The sequence below is a fragment of the Niveibacterium sp. genome (assembly GCF_041909475.1).
Lineage (GTDB): Bacteria > Pseudomonadota > Gammaproteobacteria > Burkholderiales > Rhodocyclaceae > Niveibacterium.
Map to the genome: position 1 here is coordinate 1 of NZ_JAYRDJ010000004.1, position 18,413 is coordinate 18,413.

18 protein-coding genes are annotated in these 18,413 nt (G+C 64.7%); 13 read left to right on the forward strand and 5 right to left on the reverse strand.

The genetic code is table 11. The features are described from left to right. Positions 1-193: 193 nt before the first annotated feature. Positions 194-1,390, reverse strand: coding sequence for a tyrosine--tRNA ligase (tyrS, locus tag ACE3P0_RS04790; RefSeq protein ID WP_374400398.1), 1,197 nt, complete (start codon positions 1,388-1,390; stop codon positions 194-196). A gap of 173 nt (positions 1,391-1,563) precedes the next feature. On the opposite strand from tyrS, the gene ACE3P0_RS04795 reads away from it, so the two are divergent. The 11 genes from ACE3P0_RS04795 to ACE3P0_RS04845 all read left to right on the forward strand — a co-directional run bounded on the left by ACE3P0_RS04795 (position 1,564) and on the right by ACE3P0_RS04845 (position 14,640). Further along, positions 1,564-2,775 (forward strand): M23 family metallopeptidase, encoded by a 1,212-nt coding sequence (locus ACE3P0_RS04795; protein ID WP_374400401.1) that lies wholly within the window; start codon positions 1,564-1,566, stop codon positions 2,773-2,775. After that, positions 2,772-3,872: an anhydro-N-acetylmuramic acid kinase gene (locus tag ACE3P0_RS04800; RefSeq protein ID WP_374400403.1), complete on the forward strand. Its 1,101-nt coding sequence runs from the start codon at positions 2,772-2,774 to the stop codon at positions 3,870-3,872. The genes ACE3P0_RS04795 and ACE3P0_RS04800 overlap by 4 nt, the downstream gene beginning before the upstream one ends. A 16-nt stretch (positions 3,873-3,888) precedes the next feature. Next, positions 3,889-4,752: a DMT family transporter gene (locus ACE3P0_RS04805; protein ID WP_374400405.1), complete on the forward strand. Its 864-nt coding sequence runs from the start codon at positions 3,889-3,891 to the stop codon at positions 4,750-4,752. Between the two features lie 95 nt (positions 4,753-4,847). Continuing rightward, complete coding sequence (locus ACE3P0_RS04810; RefSeq protein ID WP_374400407.1) at positions 4,848-5,204, forward strand: STAS/SEC14 domain-containing protein; 357 nt, start codon at positions 4,848-4,850, stop codon at positions 5,202-5,204. Next, a complete protein-coding gene (locus tag ACE3P0_RS04815) occupies positions 5,201-6,052 on the forward strand; it encodes a sulfurtransferase (RefSeq protein WP_374400409.1) in 852 nt (283 codons plus the stop codon). Before ACE3P0_RS04810 ends, ACE3P0_RS04815 begins: the two co-directional genes overlap by 4 nt. A gap of 15 nt (positions 6,053-6,067) precedes the next feature. Further along, on the forward strand, positions 6,068-6,946 hold the full coding sequence (locus ACE3P0_RS04820; RefSeq protein WP_374400411.1) for a LysR substrate-binding domain-containing protein: 879 nt from the start codon (positions 6,068-6,070) through the stop codon (positions 6,944-6,946). 221 nt (positions 6,947-7,167) lie between these two features. Continuing rightward, positions 7,168-8,028 (forward strand): sulfide/dihydroorotate dehydrogenase-like FAD/NAD-binding protein, encoded by an 861-nt coding sequence (locus tag ACE3P0_RS04825; RefSeq protein WP_374400413.1) that lies wholly within the window; start codon positions 7,168-7,170, stop codon positions 8,026-8,028. A gap of 34 nt (positions 8,029-8,062) precedes the next feature. After that, on the forward strand, positions 8,063-9,580 hold the full coding sequence (gltA, locus tag ACE3P0_RS04830; RefSeq protein WP_374400415.1) for an NADPH-dependent glutamate synthase: 1,518 nt from the start codon (positions 8,063-8,065) through the stop codon (positions 9,578-9,580). Further along, positions 9,577-11,478: a 2-oxoacid:acceptor oxidoreductase subunit alpha gene (locus tag ACE3P0_RS04835; RefSeq protein WP_374400418.1), complete on the forward strand. Its 1,902-nt coding sequence runs from the start codon at positions 9,577-9,579 to the stop codon at positions 11,476-11,478. The genes gltA and ACE3P0_RS04835 overlap by 4 nt, the downstream gene beginning before the upstream one ends. Beyond that, complete coding sequence (locus tag ACE3P0_RS04840) at positions 11,475-12,458, forward strand: thiamine pyrophosphate-dependent enzyme (protein ID WP_374400420.1); 984 nt, start codon at positions 11,475-11,477, stop codon at positions 12,456-12,458. The genes ACE3P0_RS04835 and ACE3P0_RS04840 overlap by 4 nt, the downstream gene beginning before the upstream one ends. 13 nt (positions 12,459-12,471) lie before the next feature. Further along, positions 12,472-14,640: a ferredoxin gene (locus ACE3P0_RS04845; RefSeq protein ID WP_374400423.1), complete on the forward strand. Its 2,169-nt coding sequence runs from the start codon at positions 12,472-12,474 to the stop codon at positions 14,638-14,640. A gap of 28 nt (positions 14,641-14,668) precedes the next feature. On the opposite strand, the gene ACE3P0_RS04850 is transcribed toward ACE3P0_RS04845, so the two are convergent. The 4 genes from ACE3P0_RS04850 to ACE3P0_RS04865 all read right to left on the reverse strand — a co-directional run bounded on the left by ACE3P0_RS04850 (position 14,669) and on the right by ACE3P0_RS04865 (position 17,058). Then, a complete protein-coding gene (locus tag ACE3P0_RS04850; RefSeq protein WP_374400426.1) occupies positions 14,669-14,920 on the reverse strand; it encodes a hypothetical protein in 252 nt (83 codons plus the stop codon). Between the two features lie 487 nt (positions 14,921-15,407). After that, entirely contained in the window at positions 15,408-15,722 is a 315-nt protein-coding gene (locus tag ACE3P0_RS04855) for a hypothetical protein (protein ID WP_374400427.1), read from the reverse strand. Positions 15,723-16,228: 506 nt separating this feature from the next. Further along, positions 16,229-16,384 (reverse strand): hypothetical protein, encoded by a 156-nt coding sequence (locus ACE3P0_RS04860; RefSeq protein WP_374400429.1) that lies wholly within the window; start codon positions 16,382-16,384, stop codon positions 16,229-16,231. Between the two features lie 68 nt (positions 16,385-16,452). Next, positions 16,453-17,058: a hypothetical protein gene (locus ACE3P0_RS04865; RefSeq protein ID WP_374400432.1), complete on the reverse strand. Its 606-nt coding sequence runs from the start codon at positions 17,056-17,058 to the stop codon at positions 16,453-16,455. Positions 17,059-17,299: 241 nt separating this feature from the next. On the opposite strand from ACE3P0_RS04865, the gene ACE3P0_RS04870 reads away from it, so the two are divergent. Together ACE3P0_RS04870 and ACE3P0_RS04875 are read left to right on the forward strand one after the other, a co-directional pair. Beyond that, positions 17,300-17,851, forward strand: coding sequence for a hypothetical protein (locus ACE3P0_RS04870; protein WP_374400434.1), 552 nt, complete (start codon positions 17,300-17,302; stop codon positions 17,849-17,851). Further along, complete coding sequence (locus ACE3P0_RS04875) at positions 17,848-18,375, forward strand: GFA family protein (protein ID WP_374400435.1); 528 nt, start codon at positions 17,848-17,850, stop codon at positions 18,373-18,375. The genes ACE3P0_RS04870 and ACE3P0_RS04875 overlap by 4 nt, the downstream gene beginning before the upstream one ends. The last annotated feature ends 38 nt before the right edge of the window (positions 18,376-18,413 follow it).

The window sequence follows — 18,413 nt, forward strand, 5'->3', positions numbered from 1 at the left end:
GCCGCGTTTCGCGACAGCCAGAACCGCTTGAAACCCTGCTGCGCCGTTGCTTTCACTTCGTCAGCAGCAGAGAGGTGAGACTATAGCGACCTGCTGAAACGGCGTCAACTGCCAGGGCAAATTAATCTGCTAAATTCAGGTTTCGCCATCTCACAATCTTAATTGGTCAGACGGCGAAAACTCGGACCAATACTCAAGCCGCTGTAACGCGTGCGAATTTGCGCTTGCCGACCTGAAGAACCATCACGCTGCCGGCGTTTACTACCAAGCTCTTGTCGGACAGTTTTTCGCCGTCAGCACGCACGCCGCCCTGTTCGATCATGCGCATCGCTTCCGAGGTGCTGGCTGTGAGGCCCGCCTGCTTCAGGAGCTGAGCGATCGCCATGCCGCCGCCAACCTCAACGGTGACATCCGGAACGTTGTCAGGAATTGCATTGCGCTGAAAGCGCGCTTCAAAGTCGGCGAGCGCATCGTCAGCCGCGGCGCGGCCATGGAAACGCGAGATGATTTCCTGAGCGAGCTCCACTTTGACGTCGCGCGGATTACGGCCCGCCGCCACTTCAGCCTTGAGCGCGCCGATCTCAGCATTCGAGCGGAAAGACAGCAGATCGTAGTAACGCCACATGAGCGTGTCCGAGATGGACATCAGCTTGCCGAACATGTCGCGCGGAGGTTCGTTGATACCAACATAGTTGCCCAGCGACTTGGACATCTTGTTAACGCCATCCAGGCCCTCGAGCAGCGGCATCATCAAGACGACCTGCGGCGCCTGGCCGTGATGCTTCTGCAGCTCGCGCCCCATCAGCAGGTTGAATTTCTGGTCCGTGCCGCCGAGCTCGACGTCAGCCTTCATCGCGACCGAGTCGTAGCCCTGACAGAGCGGATACAAGAATTCATGGATGGCGATCGGCTGGTTGTTGCCGAAGCGCTTCGCGAAGTCGTCGCGCTCGAGCATCCGGGCGACCGTATGTGTCGCTGCGAGCTTGAGCATGCCGGCGGCGCCCAGCTCGTTGAACCAGGAGGCGTTGAAGCAGATCTCGGTCTTTGCCGGATCAAGAATCTTGAAGACCTGCTCTTTATAGGTCTCGGCGTTCGCGACGACCTGCTCGGCCGACAAAGGTGGGCGCGTGGCGTTCTTGCCGGTCGGATCGCCGATCAACGCGGTGAAGTCCCCGATCAGGAACATCACGTGATGTCCCAGATCCTGGAAGTGCCGCATCTTATTTAGTAACACCGTGTGACCGAGATGCAGGTCCGGGGCGGTCGGATCGAAGCCCGCCTTGATGCGGAGAGGACGGCCAGTCTTGAGTTTCTCGACCAGTTCGGCCTCGATCAGGAGTTCGTCGGAGCCGCGCTTGATGAGTTCGAGTTGCTCAGTGATCGCTGTCATGCCTTCTATCCGGAAACGTGAAATTTGCTACTATCGCCCGCATTTAACCGCGCGGCCAGTTGCAAATGAGCCACACAAAAGTTTCTATTCTAGCGCGGCTTAAGGGACTTAAAGAGCAGGGTCCTGTCTGGTTTTGGTCTGGGGTCGGCATTGCCGGCGCCTCGGTGTTCGGCATGGTGGCTGCGGTTGCGGTCATCCCTGGCCCCGACGCCACGACGATCAACCAGAAGGCTGTCATCGAAAACCTGCTTGTTTCGCCCGAAGCCGAGCTTCTTCCTGACGACGCAGCCTTCTTCCGCGAAGATCGTATTCAGCGTGGCGACACGCTGGCGTCGTTATTGCAGCGCCTCAATATTGATGACCCCGAGGTCGCAGACCTCTTGCGCACGCACTCGCTCGCTCAGAACACCATGCGCCGGCTGTCGCCGGGTGCGGTGGTCAATGCGTCGATGACAGCGGGCGGCCGCGTGCTGTCGCTTTCCTTGCCCGGTAGTTCTTCAGACCGGCAGCTGCTTGTCGAGCGACGCAATGGCGCCATCGTCGTACGCGATGTAGCGGTCGAGTTCGACACCCGTATCCAGGCGAAGTCGGCGGAGATCCGCAACTCGCTGTTCGGCGCGACGGACGAAGCCGGTCTGCCGGATTCAGTTGCGGTCGGCCTCGCGGAGATTTTCGGCTCGGAGATCGACTTCCACCGCGACCTGCGCCGCGGCGATCATTTCCGTGTGATCTACGAAGTGCTCTACCACCGTGGCATGCCGGTCAAGACGGGTCGGATTCTGGGCGCCGAGTTCGTGAACGACGGCCGTCGCTACACCGCTGTGTGGAATGAGAACGGCGGTCGCGGTGACTACTACACCGCCGAGGGCAAGAGTCTGAAACGCGGCTTCCTGCGCTCGCCGCTGGAGTTTTCCCGTGTCACTTCCGGCATGGGCATGCGGATGCACCCGATCTACGGCACGATGCGCGCACACAAGGGCGTCGACTACGGCGCACCGATCGGTACCCGCGTGCGCTCGACGGCCGACGGCACAGTGGAATTCGCCGGCCGCCAGGGCGGCTACGGCAATTTCATCGTGCTGCGGCACGCTGGCGGCATCACCACCGCCTACGGCCACCTGTCGCGCATCGATGTGCGCCAGGGCCAGCGTATCCATCAGGGCGACACGATTGGCGCAGTGGGCAATACGGGTTCCTCTACCGGCCCGCATCTGCACTACGAATTCCGTGTCGCCGGCGAGCACAAGGATCCGCTGAAAGTCATCCTGCCCGATGCACCGCCGCTGTCGGGCAGCGAACTGGCGCGCTTCCGCCAGCACAGCGCAACGATCATTGCGCAGCTGAACGACGCGGCGCCGACCTCTCGCGTCGCACGCGCGGAGTGAGCAAACAAACGACGCTGTTTGCCGGGCTGATGTCCGGCACCAGCCTTGATGGCGTGGATGCCGTGATCGCGGATTTCGCGACGCCGCATCCACGCGTCGTTTCCAACGCCTTCGTCCCCTACCCCTCAGACCTGCGCGACGCGCTGCTGGCGCTGAATGCCGCGGGGCACGACGAACTGCGCCGTGCGTCAGAACTGTCGGTGCGCCTCGCAGCGCTCTACGCCGAGGCCACCCAGGCCGCACTGCAAGCCGCAGGTTTGGCGGCGGAAGATGTCGCGGCGGTCGGCTGCCATGGCCAGACGGTTCGTCACCAGCCCGCGCTCGGCTACAGCCTGCAACTGAATCAACCCGCCTTGCTCGCAGAGCGTTGCGGCATCACGGTCGTTGCGGACTTCCGCAACCGCGATATCGCGGCGGGCGGACAGGGCGCACCGCTGGTGCCGGCTTTCCACGACCGCATCCTGCGCGATGCGCGCGAGCACCGCGTGGTGCTCAACGTGGGTGGCATCTCGAACGTAACCGACCTCGCACCGGGCCGCGCAACGCGGGGGTTCGACACTGGCCCCGGCAACATGCTGCTGGACGGTTGGGCTGCGCGGCATCTCGGCACCGCTTACGACGCGGGCGGACAATGGGCCGCGCAAGGCACCGTGCAGCCGGATCTGCTTCAGACTCTGCTGGCCCACCCTTTCCTGGCCCAACCCGCGCCAAAGAGCTGTGGGCGCGAGGAATTCAACCTCGACTGGCTCGATACGCTGGTACTAAGTCACCACACGGCGGTCGACGTACAGGCCACCTTGCTGGAACTGACCGCGCGCAGCATTCTAGATGCCACCCGGCGCGAATGCGGCCGCCCTGATGCGCTGCTGGTGTGCGGCGGTGGCGTGCATAACCTGAGCTTGATGAGGCGACTGACTGCGCTCGCACCGGGCGTACGCGTCGCCTCGACAGCGGAACTGGGCGTATCGCCCGACTACCTTGAGGCGCTCGCGTTCGCATGGCTGGCGCAGTGCTGCCTCGCCGGCAGCGCGGGCAACCTGCCTGAGGTTACGGGGGCGCGCGGGCCGCGCGTGCTCGGCGCCATCTACCCCGCCTGAACGGATCCCGGCGCCGATGGGATCACTCTGGATGCTCGTCGCGAGCCTGCTGTTCGCGTGCATGGGCGCTTGCGTAAAGCTCGGCGCGGCGCGCTTCAATGCGGCCGAACTGGTGTTCTGGCGGGGTTTCGTATCGCTGCTGCTGATCGGTGCCTGGATCGCATGGCAAGGGCGCCCGGTGATGACTCCGTTGTGGCGCACCCACCTTGCACGCTCGGTATCCGGCTTCGTTGCGCTGGTGCTTTACTTCCTGGCCATCGTGACGCTACCGCTGGCGGCTGCCGTGACGCTCAACTACACCTCGCCGCTGTGGCTCGCAGGACTTGTCGCGGTACTCACGCATGAGCCGATGCGGCGCGGCATGTGGGGCGCGCTGGCAATCGGCCTGGCCGGCGTGGCGATGGTGCTCAAGCCCAGCATCGACCCGGCACTCTGGTACGGCGCGGTCTTCGGGCTGTGCTCCGGCGCGCTGTCGTCGGTGGCCTACCTGAACGTACGCAAGCTCGGCGAAGCCGGTGAGCCGGAATGGCGCACGGTGTTCTGGTTCTCGGCCGTGTGCGCCGCAGGCGGCCTGCCGTTCGCGCTGTTCAAACCGCACGCTGGCGCATGGACGCTCACCGACGCCGCCATTCTGCTCGGCGTCGGCGGCTTTGGCGCACTCGCACAACTCGCCATGACGCGCGCCTACCGCTATGGCAAAACGCTCGTGGCGGCCTCCCTTTCTTACACCACGGTCGTGTTCGCCGCGATGTTTGGCGCTGCGATCTGGGGCGAGCGGCTGGACCCGCTCGCGCTGGTCGGGATCGTCGCGGTCGTGCTGTCGGGCGCGCTCGCCGGGCGGCTCTCGCGCAAACCCGCACCGCCGGCTGAAACGGACTGAACTGCGACGACGCGGGCACTAAATTGATGCCCCGCATTGAAGCGCAGCGTGCCCCGCGCGGATAATGGGCGTGTCCCATCCACAAGGAGTGCGTGATGATCACTGCAGAACTGCGTGACAACTGCGTCGAGGCAGTCGTGTTCGGAGAACTCACGCTGGCCGATTTCCGCCAGTTCGAAGCCCAGATCGAAGCAGCGATCGGCACTGGTGCGCCCTTGCGCGCGCTGGTCGATCTGCGCGAGATGAACGGCCTCACGCTGGACGCCGCGATCGAGGACTACCGTTTCGCCCGCCGCTACAAGAACGAGGACGGCCGCATCGCAGTACTCACGACCAGTGATCTCGATTCGATCGGCGCCTGGCTGGAGCAATCGCTGATCAACGCCGAGCTGCGCCTGTTCGACGACGAAATCATGGCCCGCGCGTGGCTGGCGGGAGACGCTGCCGAATGAGCACCTGGCATACGCTGGTCGAGGCGCCTGCGCTCGCAGCGCGCCTCGGGGCGCCTTCGCTGGTGGTGTTCGACTGCCGCCACGACCTCGCCAAACCGGATTACGGCCGCGACGCGTTTGCCGCGGGCCGCATCCCCTACGCCCGCTTCCTGCATCTCGACGACGACCTTTCAGGCACCAAGACAGGCCGCAATGGCCGCCACCCGCTGCCCGCCGCCGAAGACTTCGTCGCCCTGATGCGGCGCCACGGCGTTTCGGACACCACGCAAGTCGTCGCCTACGACGACGCCGGCGGCATGTACGCCGCACGCCTGTGGTGGATGCTGCGCTGGGTCGGGCACGACGCGGTGGCGGTACTCGACGGTGGCTTGCCCGCATGGCGCGACGCGTCGCTGCCGATCAGCACCGACGCGCCGCTGAACCTGCCGGAAGGAAACCTGAGCCTGCGCGCGGGTGCCGTGACCGTCAGTGCAGACGAGCTGCTGACGAATCTCGCTTCCGGTGCATTTCAGGTTGTGGATGCCCGCGCGCCGGATCGCTTCCGCGGCGAGAACGAAACGCTGGACCCGGTTGGCGGCCACATCCCGGGCGCGATCAATCGCTTCTTCCGCGACAACCTCGGGCCGGACGGCCGCTTCAAACCCGCCGCACAACTCGCCGAGGAATGGCGTGCGCGGCTCGGCGAGCGATCGCCGGATCAGGTGGTGAGTCAGTGTGGCTCCGGCGTTACCGGCTGCCACAACCTGCTGGCACTCGAAGTGGCCGGCCTCGGTGGCGCGCGGCTTTACGCCGGATCGTGGAGCGAGTGGTGCGCCGACCCGGCACGGCCGGTCGCGCAGGGCGTCTGAGGCCCACGCCGCCCGATGCGTCGGCTGCCGCCGCTCGCCAACCTTGAGGCCTTTGATGCCGCCGCGCGCCTGGGCAGTTTCCTTGCCGCGGCGGAATCGCTTGCGCTGACCCCCTCCGCGGTCAGCCACCGTATCCGCGCGCTGGAAACGACGCTCGGCCTGCGGCTGTTCGAGCGCCGCCATCGCAGCGTCGCCCTCACCGCCGCCGGTGCCGCTTACCACGCCGATGTGGCGCCGGCGATCGATGCACTCGCACGCGCCACCGAACGCGTTCATGCGGATGGCCATCGTGCACTGTCGGTGTCGGTTGCGCCGGCATTCGGGCGCGCCTGGCTGGTCGAGCGCCTCGCGGCCTATCAGGCGCTGCATCCGCAGATCGAGTTCGCGTTGTCCACCTCTACCCGGCTTGATCCGGTACAGCGCGGCGAGGTCGATCTCGCGATCCGTTTCATCGAAGCCGTGCCGGCGGGGCTGGACGGCTGGAAGCTGTTTGACGAAGCGGTGTTCCCGGTGTGCCGCCCAGATCACGCGCGCGAACTCAAGCAAGCGACGGATCTGCTTCACGCCCGCCTGCTGCGGCACCCGCTGCTGTCATGGGCAGCGTGGTTCGCCGCGGCCGGTGTGCAGGCCGCCGAGCCAAGCGAGGGGCCGCGCTTCGATGATGGCGCGCTGATGCTGGACGCCTGCGCCGCGGGCCAGGGCATCGCGCTCACCACCACCACGCTCGCCGCGCCGCTGCTGGCGAACGGCCAGTTGGTGCGGCCCTTTGCAACCGAACTGGCGCAAGGCAGCTACTACCTGCTCGCCGCGCCGGGCGCGAACGACAAGCCTTGGGTGATCGCGTTCGCGCGCTGGCTGTGCGGCGCAGCGCAGCAATCCACCCCCTCCGCCTGAGGCCCCTCCGGCGCAACACGCGGCCTGCGTAGGCAGCGTTTGATCTGGCGCACTGTGCTGGTGCGCAGATTGATCCACGGCAAGATTTTCCGGCCACGCAAGACTAGTCTCGGCACTGACCGACGCCCCATCGCGCCAAAACATAGACACAGGGGCGAGGTCTCGCGCAGCAACACCAACAGAGCGCGGTCGTGATCATCTGGTTCCTCGGGGGGGGTGCCATGTCCGACTTCGAAATCGTCGCACGCACGGATTTTTCCGACGTGACCTTCTCGCTTGAGGTCCGCCATCCGCTGATGGCGCGCGCCGCCAAGCCCGGCCAGTTCGTCATCGTGATGGAACACGAACACGGCGAACGCATCCCGCTCACGCTCGCGGATTTCGACCGCGACAAGGGCACGATCACGCTGGTGATCCAGGCCGTCGGTAAGACCACGCGCGAGATGCAGCAGAACTGCCGCGTCGGCACCCGCCTGCATGCGCTGGTCGGGCCGATGGGCATTCCGAGCCATATCGGCGCAGCCAAGAAAGTGATCTGCGTTGGCGGCGGCCTTGGCGTTGCGCCGATCTATCCGCAGGCCCGCGCCTACAAGGAAAGCGGCGCCTACGTGATCGGCGTGCTGGGCTTTCGCAACAAGGGGCTGATCTTCTGGGAGGACAAGTTCCGCGCCTGCTGCGACGAGCTGATCCTGTGCACCGACGATGGTTCGGCCGGCCTCAAGGGGCTCGTCACCGAAGGCATCAAGCAATCGATCAGCGCACATGCCGACATCGACGAAGTGGTGGCGATCGGCCCGCCGATCATGATGAAGGGCTGTGCCGAGACCACCCGCCCGTTCGGCATCAAGACCATGGTCAGCCTCAACCCGGTGATGGTGGACGGCACCGGCATGTGCGGCGGCTGCCGCGTGAAGATCGGCGAGGTCGTGAAGTTCGCCTGTGTCGACGGGCCGGACTTCGACGGCCACCTGGTCGATTTCGATGACCTGATGGCCCGCCTGGGCCGCTTCCGCCCCACCGAAAAAGCCGCGCTCGAAGCGTGGCAGGAAAGCTGCCGCCTGCGTGGCGGCGCCGGACACTGAACCCGTCTCTCGCCACCGCGAGCAGGAGGCCAGCATGGCCAAGAAAAAGACGATCCGCACCATTCCGCAGGCGCGCACGCCAATGCCGGAACAGGCGCCGGAGATCCGCATCACCAATTTCAAGGAGGTCGCCTGCGGCTACCGCGAGGAAGACGCACTGCTGGAAGCCGAGCGCTGCCTCGACTGCCCCGACCAGCCTTGCGTGCGCGGCTGCCCGGTCGGCATCGACATCCCCGGCTTCATCCGCAAGATCGCCGAGAAGAACTTCCACGGCGCCTACGACGTGATCACCGACACCAACCTGCTGCCCAGCGTGTGCGGCCGGGTGTGCCCGCAGGAGAGCCAGTGCGAAGGCGTATGCACCGTGGGCGAGCGGCTGGAACCGGTGGCGATCGGTCGGCTGGAACGCTTCATCGGCGACAGGGCGATCGCCGAAGGCTGGACCAACCTGCCCTACATCGAGCGCAACCGGCACAAGGTGGGCATCGTCGGCTCTGGCCCGGCGGGCATGGCCTGCGCGGCGGACATGGCCAAGGCGGGCTGCGAGGTCACGGTGTTCGAGGCCTTCCAGGAGCCGGGCGGCGTACTGAAGTACGGCATCCCGGATTTCCGCCTGCCCAACAGCATGGTCGATGTGGAAATCGACAAGCTGCGGCAGCTCGGCATCCGCTTCGAGTGCAACACCCTGGTCGGGCGCCTGTTCACGCTGGAACAGATGATGGGCGAGATGGATTTCTCGGCGGTGTTCGTCGGCACCGGTGCGGGCTACCCCAGCTTCATGGGCATCCCGGGCGAATCGCTCGGCGGCGTGCTGTCGGCCAATGAATGGCTGACGCGTTGCAACCTGATGCACGGCCGCGACTTCCCCGCCTACGACACGCCACTGCAGCCGGGCAAGCATGTGGCGGTGATCGGCGCCGGCAACACTGCGATGGACGCCATGCGCGTTGCGCTGCGGGTGGGCGCCGAAAAGGTCACCTGCGTGTATCGCCGCAGCGCCGCCGAAGCACCGGCCCGCGCCGAAGAGATCCACCATGCGCAGCAGGAAGGCATCGACTTCCAGTGGCTGACCAGCCCGGTTGAACTGATCGGCGATGAGCAGCACCGGGTGCGCGCAATGCGCTGCGAGCGGATGGAACTGGGCGAGCCGGATGCCTCCGGCCGCCGCCGCCCGGTACCGGTGGTGGGCAGCGCGTTCGAGATCGAGTGCGACATGGTGGTGTTCGCGATCGGCACCAACGCCAACCCGATCCTCGGCCAGACCTCGGGCCTGAAGCTCGACAAGCGCGGCTACATCTGGACCGACGACACACTCGCCACCTCAATCGCCGGGGTATTCGCCGGCGGCGACATCGTCACCGGCGCGGCAACGGTGATCCAGGCCATGGGCGCCGGCCGCCGCGCCGCACGCGCAATGAAAGCCTATCTTGGCCTGCGCGATACCGATGCGGTGTACCTCGCCGCGCCCACCGACCCCGCCGAACGCCTGTTCGGCATCCCGCGCCGCGAACGCGGCTTCGCCCGCGTGCACTTGCCGGAGACCGCCTCATGAGCGACACCGCCACCCTGGATCGTCCGTCGAACACCGCAGCGCGCGCCGCCTTGCCGCTCGCCGAGCACATCATCGAAGTGATCAGCGATTCCGGCGAAGGCGCGCAGCGCTGCGGGCAATCGCTGGCCGCCATCGCTGCCCGCATGGGTAACGGCATCTGGACGACCGAGATCATCCCTGCCGAGATCCAGCCGCCGGCGCGCAGCGTTGCCGGGGCAAGCGGCATCCGCATCCGCATCGGTGCGCAGCGCGTCACCAACGGCGGCGACCAGACCGAAATGGTGGTCGCCTTCAACGAACAGGTGCTGATCGGCCGCGTGCGCGCCGGCGAGCTCAAGCCAGGCGCAACGATCCTGCTCGAATCGATGTGGCGCAGCCACCGCGATCCGGCCATCGTCGCCTCCTACACCGAAACGGTGGCAGCGCTGCGGCGCGACGGTTTCGATGTGCACGAAGTGCCGCTGGAAGAACGCTGCCGCGAACTGGTGAGCGACCCGCGCAAGGGCAAGAACATGTTCGTGCTGGGCATCCTGTGCAACCTTTACGGCTTCGATGCGCGGCTCGCGCGCGAGCAGATCGCGCGCATCTTCGGCAAGAAGGATGCGAAGGTGATCGAGAGCAACGTGATGCTCTACGAAGCCGGCGCCGCGTGGGGCGAGGCCAACCTGCCCATGCGCTACCGTATCCCGGCGCAGCGTTCGCAAGCGCCGCAGATCGTGGTCAACGGCAACACTGCGATCGCGCTGGGCGTGATCGCATCCGGCATGGACATCTGCGCGATGTACCCGATCACGCCGGCGACCTCGGCCTCGCATTACCTCAGCGAGATATTCGAGAAGGTGGGCGGACTGGTGCATCAGGCCGAGGACGAGATCGCCGCCTGCGCCTTCGCGATTGGCGCGAGCTACGCCGGCAAGTGCGCGGTGACGATCACCTCCGGCCCCGGCTTCTCGCTCAAGCAGGAGGCGATGGGCCTTGCGGTGATGGCGGAGATTCCGCTGGTGGTGGTGAATGTGCAGCGCGGCGGCCCCAGCACCGGCCAGCCGACCAAGGTGGAACAGGGCGACCTGCTTACCGCGATCTACGGCAGCCATGGCGACGCGCCTAAAGTGGTGATGGCGCCCAGTTCGATCGAGGACTGTTTCTACTCGATCATCACCGCGCGCAAGATCGCTGAGACCTTCGGCATGGTGGTGGTGGTGCTCTCCGACGCCAGCCTCGCCACCGCGCAGCAACCCTTCCCGCGGCCACAGTTCAGCGAAGACTGGCTTGCGCCGCCGGTGGATCAGACCCCGGTACCGCCCGGCGCCAAACCCTACGACTGGGACCCTGTTACCGGGCTCTCGCGCCGCTTCCAGCCGGGCCAGCCGGGTGGCATGCACACGCTGACCGGGCTCGCGCACGACCGCAACAGCCGTGTCGCCTACGACCCGGCGATCAATGAAGAGGGCTTACGCGCGCGCAGCCTGAAGCTCGCCGCGCTGCAGAAAACCTTGAAGGCACCCGTCGTGTTCGGCGGAGATTCGGGCGACATGCTACTGGTTGGCTGGGGCAGCACGATGGGCGCGATCGAAGAAGCGGTCACCCGCCTGCGCAAGGAAGGGCTTGCGGTGTCGGCGATGCACCTGCGTTTCATCCAGCCGATGCCCTCGGGCATCCGCGAGATCTTCAAGCGCTTCAAGCACGTGATGACGATAGAAGGCAACTGGTCAGACAAGCCCGCCGACGAACTGATCGACGAAGACAACCGCCGCTATTCGGCGCTGGCGATGATGCTGCGCGCACGATTCCTGGTCGATGTCGACTGCTGGAGTGAGGCACGCGGCCAGCCGATCAAGCCCGGTGACATCTGCCGCGTGGTGAGAGAAGCCATGCAACGCAAGGAGCGCGAATCATGAGCGGACTGCTGAGCCCGTGCGTACTCAAACTGCACGAAGCGCACCACGCGCTGGAGGACTATCAGGGCGGCGTACCGCGCTGGTGCAACGGCTGCGGCGACAACGCAATCCTCACCGCGATGCAGCGCCTGTGCAGCGAAGAGGATCTGGCACCGGAGAACACCGTGTTCGTTTCCGGCATCGGTTGCTCCAGCCGCCTGCCGCACTACATGAAGACCTACGGCTTCCACGGCATTCACGGCCGCGCTTTCCCGGTGGCCGAGGGCATCAAGATGGCGCGGCCGGATCTGAAGGTGTTCGTCAGCACTGGCGATGGCGACTGCTGCAGCATCGGCGCGGCGCACTGGATCCACGCGCTGCGCTACAACATGAACCTGACCGTGGTGCTGCACGACAACCACGTCTACGGGCTGACGAAAAAGCAGGCCTCGCCCACCTCGCCGCGTGGCCTGAAGACCAACACCACACCCTTCGGCGCCACGCTGGAGCCGATGAACCCGCTGACCGTATCCCTCGGCGTGCAGGGCGCGTCGTTCGTGGCGCAGGCGGTGGATTGGGTGCCGGAAGTGCTCTACGACATCCTGCATGCCGCCTACCGGCATGAGGGCTTTTCGCTGGTGCGGGTGCTGCAGCGCTGCCCGGAGTTCATGCCCAAATCCTTCGACCCGTGGCTGCACGACCCGATGCGCACGATGATGCTGACCCACGCCAAGGGCATCCAGCTCAGTGCCTCGCTCGCGAAGGTGTATCGCAATCACTGCGAGCACGACCCGATCAACCTTGACCGCGCACGGCAGCTCGCGTCTCTCGAAGATCCGATCCCGGTCGGCATCCTCTACTGCAACCCGGACGCCCCGCGCTACGAGAACCTGCGCCACGCCGGGCAACTGCGATCCCCCGCGGCGATACAGGCCGGGCTGGAACGCGAGATGGACAAATACACCGTGTGGCCGGACGGCGACGACACGCCCGCCACCTGACCCGGAGCCTGTGATGGACATGCACGCCAAGCATCAGGATCAACTGGTCTTCCACCTCACCGGCCGCATCCAGGGCGATACGCTCACCGGCATCGCGGGCAAGGATCTGCGCCCTGCCCTGTTCGCCCCTTACCGCGATCTCGACGCCCTGCGGCATGACTACCCCCTGGTGCTCGACCCGCAAGGCGAAGGCAGCGACGCAGTGCACACGCTCGCCGCACTGGTCGACGGCATGTTGCAGCAGGTGGCGCCGCGCGGCTTCGAAGGCGAACGCCTGCGCCGCCACGCGCTGCAACTGGAAACCGCAATCCGCCGCGCAGTATCCGGCGGCGCCCGCGGCACACTGGCCGAGCTTTGGGATGCCGCGGCCGCGCAGCTCGGCGCCACCGAAGGCGATACGCTGGAACAAGTGCTGATGCACGCCGGCGGCGCACTCCCCAGTAATGGAGAGGTGATCGGCTGTGCGCAAGACGCCCCGGCACAGCTCCTCACCCACGCCTGGCGCATCGCCACCCGCGCCAAGTCGCGCCGCTTCCATGCTGATGCCAGCCGTTTGGTGCAGAAGCTGTCGGACATCCTGCGCGCGGCGCACAGCCACTCGCAAAGCGGCCGCACACCGCAAAGCCTGATGGCCGCCGTGGGCTTGCCGCATCAGTCGCAGTTCGACTTCGATGCGCTGTCGCGCGTCATCGGCAAGGGCGTGCCGCGCGACGAACTATCTGCGCCGCGCCGCGCGCGCATCGAACGCGCCTTGAAGACACTCGAAACCCAGCGCTTCTTCGCCCCGCCCGGGCAGGAGGATGACACCCCCGGTGTCTACGGTTTCGCGTTCAACAACTGCGCCGCAGCCGCACAGGCCTATCGCGAACGCCTGCCGGCACTGGCCGAAGTGGTGCGCGCGCTGGGCATTGCCGAACTGGAAGTTGCCGGCGCCTACAACGAAGCCGAGCACGATCTGATCTTCGCCGCGATGGACGAACACGCGCTTACGGCCGACGACCTCGCCCGCTTCCCGGACTACCTCGTCTGCATTCCGCCTGCGCACAACGACGCAGCGGACAACGCGATGCTGATCGACCTGCTCTCGGCCGGCATGCCCCTGAAGGTGCTGGTGCAAACCGCCGACCTGCTGGACGACGCCTCGATCGGCACCGGCCACTTCGCCTTCGGTGTGCGCAGTGCGCGGCTCGCCACCACCGCCATGGGGCTGGGCGGCATGTTCGTGCTGCAGACCGCCGCCGCCAACCTCTACGCGCTGCGCGAACGCGTGCAGCGCGGCATCACCTGTGCCGGGCCGGCCTTGTTCAGCGTGTTCGCCAGCCCTGCAGGCCAAGGCAGCCTGCCGCCCTACCTCACCGCGGCGGCCGCCATGCAGTCGCGCGCCTTCCCCGCCTTCAGCTACGACGCCGCGGCGGGTGGCAACTGGGCGACCCGCTTCTCGCTCGAAAACAACCCGCGAGCTGAAGACGACTGGTCGATCGAAACCATCGACTACGCCGACAACGCCCTTCAGCGTCAATCGGTGCGACACGCGTTCACTTTTGCGGACTTCGTGCTGTGCGACCCACGCCATGCCGCGCACTTCGCCCAGGTCCGACCCGGCGACTGGCACGACGGCATGTTGCCGGTGGCCGACTGGCTCGAGCTCGATGAAGCCGACGCCAGCCAGCATGTGCCCTACCTGCTGGCCGTCGACGAAAACGACACCCTGCAACGGGTGATCGTTGACGCACGCTTGATGCAGGCAACCCGCCGTTGCCTGCTGCTGTGGCGCCGCTTGCAGGAACACGCCGGCGTGCACGACTCCTACGCCGAACGCATTCTCGCTGGCGCCGCACCCGCACCGGCACCGGCCACAGAAGAAGCCACCGTGCCGAGCGCCGCAAAGACCGAAGTACCCGAGCCGGAAACGCCAGTCGTATCGGAACATTCACGCGACGAAGCGTGGATCGAGACCGCCCGCTGCCCCAGCTGCAACGAATGCCAGAACATCAACCCGCGGATGTTTGCGTACGACGCCAACAAGCAGGCCTACATCAAGGACATCAGCGCCGGCACCTATCGGCAACTGGTTGAAGCGGCGGAGAGCTGCCAAGTCGCGATCATCCACCCCGGCGCGCCGCGTGACCTCGGCGAGCCAGATCTCGACGCCTTGTTGGCCAGGGCGGAACCCTTCCGCTAGCGCGGGCGGCGTGCCGGCACGCTGTGTTCTAAGCGCGGCGGGTGCCGAGCGTATCGCCGGACTTCATGCCCATCGGCTCGGCCTCGCTCACGGGAACAACGTTCTCGTCCCAGCACTTGCCGCACGCCTTCGAGGGCGTCGGCTTTCTCGTCTTCCAGCGATAGCCGCAAGCGTGGCAGAGCATATGGCCATGCCACTTGCGCGGGTTCTTGCGGAACACGAAAGCCGCCCCGGCCGCCAGAGCGACCGAGAAGGCAAAGATGATGGCGAATGCGAGCATTTGGGTTTTGAACGGGCGGGTTGCGAATCCGGCGACGCAGATGCCATTTGGACGTACAACATGCCCCGCGATTCCACCCAAATCGTCACAAGTTGTGTCGACCATGCATGTCTGGAGTTGGGGAGCGCCGGTTCGAGGCTGGCAGGCGCGGGGTTCGCCCGGCGTCAGCCAGTAGATACAGCCCTAAACGTCAGACCATTTTCGGATCGCGAGTCGCAGAACAGAGCCGCCACCGCGCCGTCACGGCCGTAAAGAAATACGACCCGCCCGCCGCGTTCGCACACCGGTACGGCGTCGGCGCGATCACGCCGAGAAAATGACCGCCACATCGTAGGGCGGGTTAGCCGCAGGCGTAACCCGCACAATCCTCGGTTCGTATGGTGCGGCGCGTTGTCCCGCGCGGGTTCGCCTGCGGCGGACCCGCCCTACCTGGCTACCTGGCTTGCCGGCGCTACGACAAGCTCTGCCGTATTGCGTGCAGTGCCAATCAGGCTGCCGAAGGACGCGCCAACTGGATCGGGCGAAGGAAGGACCCGATGCGTTTCCAGACGTCAGCTCGGAGAATCACGTTGATTCGAGCAGCAATAGCGTCTTCGAGCGACTCGGTGGCCTTGAGGCCATGCTGGGAAAGCCAGGCGGCGGCTTCGTGCCGGGACGCGAAGTCTTCCGATTTCCCGGTGACCCATTCCACGCCGTCCGAAACCAGGATCGATTCGGCCCAGAAATGACCATCGGCCTCGTAAATCTCACCGTATGCCTGGTCCGGGGTCAGCAAGGCAGTCGCGCGATATGAGTTGGTCATTTGGCTCTCCATTGATCGTTTCTTTGACGATTGAATTCTAGGGAGATTGTCCTGCCGCTACCAATTGAATGATTCCATGTCCGCATAAGCCTTGCTTGGAAGCGTTGCAATTAAGAAATTGAATCGATCGATCAATTCCAGTGGCTTGCGAAATCTCCTCGCTCAGAATTCGTTTTCCCAACGGGAAGGGCGCGTCTGTCCGGCACCTCGGCAGTACGAGATCAGGTCTTGCGTTCGTTCATTCTGAGCGGCAGGGTAAAAGCGCGATTGCAAAACCCGCCCCTGAGATTCTGCCCCCGGACCCGCGTAGGTGATCGAATGCAAGACCTGACCCGATGGTTCTCTTGCATCTCGCAGATCATCGACATGACGAACCAGCAGATCGGATTTTCGTCGGCGAGATTGACCGTGAAGAACCAGGTCGTGCCTTGGGTGTTTGATCGGCGATAGCGCACGGTGGATCAGGGGAGAGGTTGATTGTTGGGCTTCATTTCATTCAGCCCAACCTACTTGGCTACATCAAGCAAGCCGCCGTCATCCACGACGTGGTCGACCACACGCCAGTGTTTGGCAAATTCGTCCGCGCGGGATTCGAGCCAGTCAGCCTTGTCATTGCCGTTTGCGAGGGTCCACTTCAGGTGGCCGCCTTCAAGCAGGACCACTACTAATCCAAAGTTCGCCTACGCCGCCTGGGCCAAGTCTCAATATGGAGAGACCTTATCCAGTCAAATCATTGCGATTTATCCTGAAGATAGAGGGGGTGCATGATGTTTATTGATTGGAGGACGAAAGAAGGCGTAGCGCACGAGTCCGCATTCGGCTGTGGCCGTAGAGTCTGGCTGACAAGCGTCGCGCCAGAGCGATAATCGCGTACTGTCATTAGAGTAGCACCCGTTTGTATGTCCGACACACGGATTTCCAACCTTTCAATGCTCATCCAAATTCCACCAATAGCGGTCCAACGAGTCTCCTGCGCAACACCTCCATTTATCAATTCATATTTCCAACCTCCAGGCTTTTTTGTAGCTGTTGGCCTGTTTAGATCCCAATATGCAATCCTTAACGTATCGGCATCCATAGCGTGCTCAGAAACCCACTGTTTCGGGTCCTTGACAATCACAATGCCGGCGTCTTTTGCACAGTAGTAGCGATGCGCGACCATAGTCGGGATGAAGTCCCAGAAGACCGGTAGGTAAAGGCTCAGAAACGCGAGCATCGCACCGGCCAGAGCCGTGCCGCGATTGACCTTGCGCCCAAACCGCCAGGCCCACCCGACAAGGAAGACCATGGCGACCACATAGATCGCCCCTGCTACAAGGTAGGCCAAACCAATCATGAAGAAATGCTTCCGGTAGTTAGGGCACTTGCCGTGGTGTCGAGGTTCCAACGCTGTGTCATGAAATGCATTCTTATAGCGCCCTCAAACTCTCATTCTTCGTCCCAAGCAGGGGAATGAGGAAATACTCAATCACCCGCGGCTGCCCGGTTTTGATTTCGGCGCTCACCACCATGCCGGGCGAGAGCGGTACGTTTCGTTCATCCACCCGAATCGCAGTGCGATCGAGTTTTAGCCGGTCTTGGTAAATAAATCCCTGCTTGTTGTCCTTGATCGCATCGCCACTTACGAATTTGACTTTCGCTGGGCTAATGCCGTAGCCGGTGAAGGGAAAGGTTTCGACCTTGATCTCGGCGACGTGGCCGGGCTTTACGAAGTCGATGTCCTTATTCTCCAGTACCGCTTCGACTTCGGCCTACGCGAGGGTTTCGGTGGTTTGGCGGTGGCGAGCCTTGCGTTGGGCGGCGCGCCAGGGATTGCGCCGGCGATCGCCGTCATTGATTTTGGTTTCTTGGCGGTCAAGTTGCCAAGGCGGCTTTCCTGCATTCATGGACGCATTGTCGCGGCTTGGCGCGACACCTGCGCGAGGGTACGTCACGCTGCCCGGCACTTTTTCGCGTCGGTGCTCAGTGCCGCTGTAGGTTGGGCTGAGTATGCGAAGCCCGACACCACGGCAACTGCTGGAAGCCATCCGCTCATCACGAATAGCCCGGCCCCCGCCACATCATCTGTGCGCCGCGGGCGTAGAGTGCACGCCATCCGCTGCACGCTATCTGAGCGAGGCCCGCCATGACGCACAACACCACCCCATTTCCGCTCGAAGGCGGTTGCGATTGCCGGCAGATCCGCTACCGCATAGAGACGGCGCCGCTGTTTGTGCATTGTTGCCACTGCCGCTGGTGCCAGCGCGAGAGCGGCGCGTCGTTTGCGCTGAACGCGATGATCGAATCGAGCCGCGTGACGCTTCTGGCCGGTGCGCCTGAACTGGTGGCAACCCCCTCGGAAAGTGGATACGGGCAGCAGATCGCGCGTTGCCCCAGTTGCCGTATCGCGCTGTGGAGCCACTACGCCGGCGCAGGCCCGCTGATCAGTTTTGTGCGCGTCGGCACACTCGATGAACCGGACCATCTGCCGCCGGACATCCACATCTTCGCGGCGAGCAAACAGCCCTGGCTTGTGCTGCCACCGGAGGCACTGGTGGTGCCGGAATACTACGACCGCGATCAGTGCTGGCCTGCGGAGAGCCTGGCGCGACGCGAGGCGATGCTGCCGCAACTCGATGCCTACCGCGCGAGCATGAAGCCACCGGCCGGCTGATACCTGCGTGCCCGGGCCGGGCGCGCGGGCAGCGGGGG

Excerpts from the sequence above, each read along its gene's own strand:
- gltA (WP_374400415.1), top strand. The coding sequence starts at position 8,063 with ATGGCCAAGAAAAAGACGATCCGCACCATTCCGCAGGCGCGCACGCCA.
- tyrS (WP_374400398.1), bottom strand. The coding sequence starts at position 1,390 with ATGACAGCGATCACTGAGCAACTCGAACTCATCAAGCGCGGCTCCGAC.
- ACE3P0_RS04810 (WP_374400407.1), top strand. The coding sequence starts at position 4,848 with ATGATCACTGCAGAACTGCGTGACAACTGCGTCGAGGCAGTCGTGTTC.
- ACE3P0_RS04835 (WP_374400418.1), top strand. The coding sequence starts at position 9,577 with ATGAGCGACACCGCCACCCTGGATCGTCCGTCGAACACCGCAGCGCGC.
- ACE3P0_RS04865 (WP_374400432.1), bottom strand. The coding sequence starts at position 17,058 with ATGATTGGTTTGGCCTACCTTGTAGCAGGGGCGATCTATGTGGTCGCC.
- ACE3P0_RS04875 (WP_374400435.1), top strand. The coding sequence starts at position 17,848 with ATGACGCACAACACCACCCCATTTCCGCTCGAAGGCGGTTGCGATTGC.
- ACE3P0_RS04855 (WP_374400427.1), bottom strand. The coding sequence starts at position 15,722 with ATGACCAACTCATATCGCGCGACTGCCTTGCTGACCCCGGACCAGGCA.
- ACE3P0_RS04845 (WP_374400423.1), top strand. The coding sequence starts at position 12,472 with ATGGACATGCACGCCAAGCATCAGGATCAACTGGTCTTCCACCTCACC.
- ACE3P0_RS04840 (WP_374400420.1), top strand. The coding sequence starts at position 11,475 with ATGAGCGGACTGCTGAGCCCGTGCGTACTCAAACTGCACGAAGCGCAC.
- ACE3P0_RS04815 (WP_374400409.1), top strand. The coding sequence starts at position 5,201 with ATGAGCACCTGGCATACGCTGGTCGAGGCGCCTGCGCTCGCAGCGCGC.
- ACE3P0_RS04825 (WP_374400413.1), top strand. The coding sequence starts at position 7,168 with ATGTCCGACTTCGAAATCGTCGCACGCACGGATTTTTCCGACGTGACC.
- ACE3P0_RS04820 (WP_374400411.1), top strand. The coding sequence starts at position 6,068 with ATGCGTCGGCTGCCGCCGCTCGCCAACCTTGAGGCCTTTGATGCCGCC.
- ACE3P0_RS04850 (WP_374400426.1), bottom strand. The coding sequence starts at position 14,920 with ATGCTCGCATTCGCCATCATCTTTGCCTTCTCGGTCGCTCTGGCGGCC.
- ACE3P0_RS04805 (WP_374400405.1), top strand. The coding sequence starts at position 3,889 with ATGGGATCACTCTGGATGCTCGTCGCGAGCCTGCTGTTCGCGTGCATG.
- ACE3P0_RS04795 (WP_374400401.1), top strand. The coding sequence starts at position 1,564 with ATGGTGGCTGCGGTTGCGGTCATCCCTGGCCCCGACGCCACGACGATC.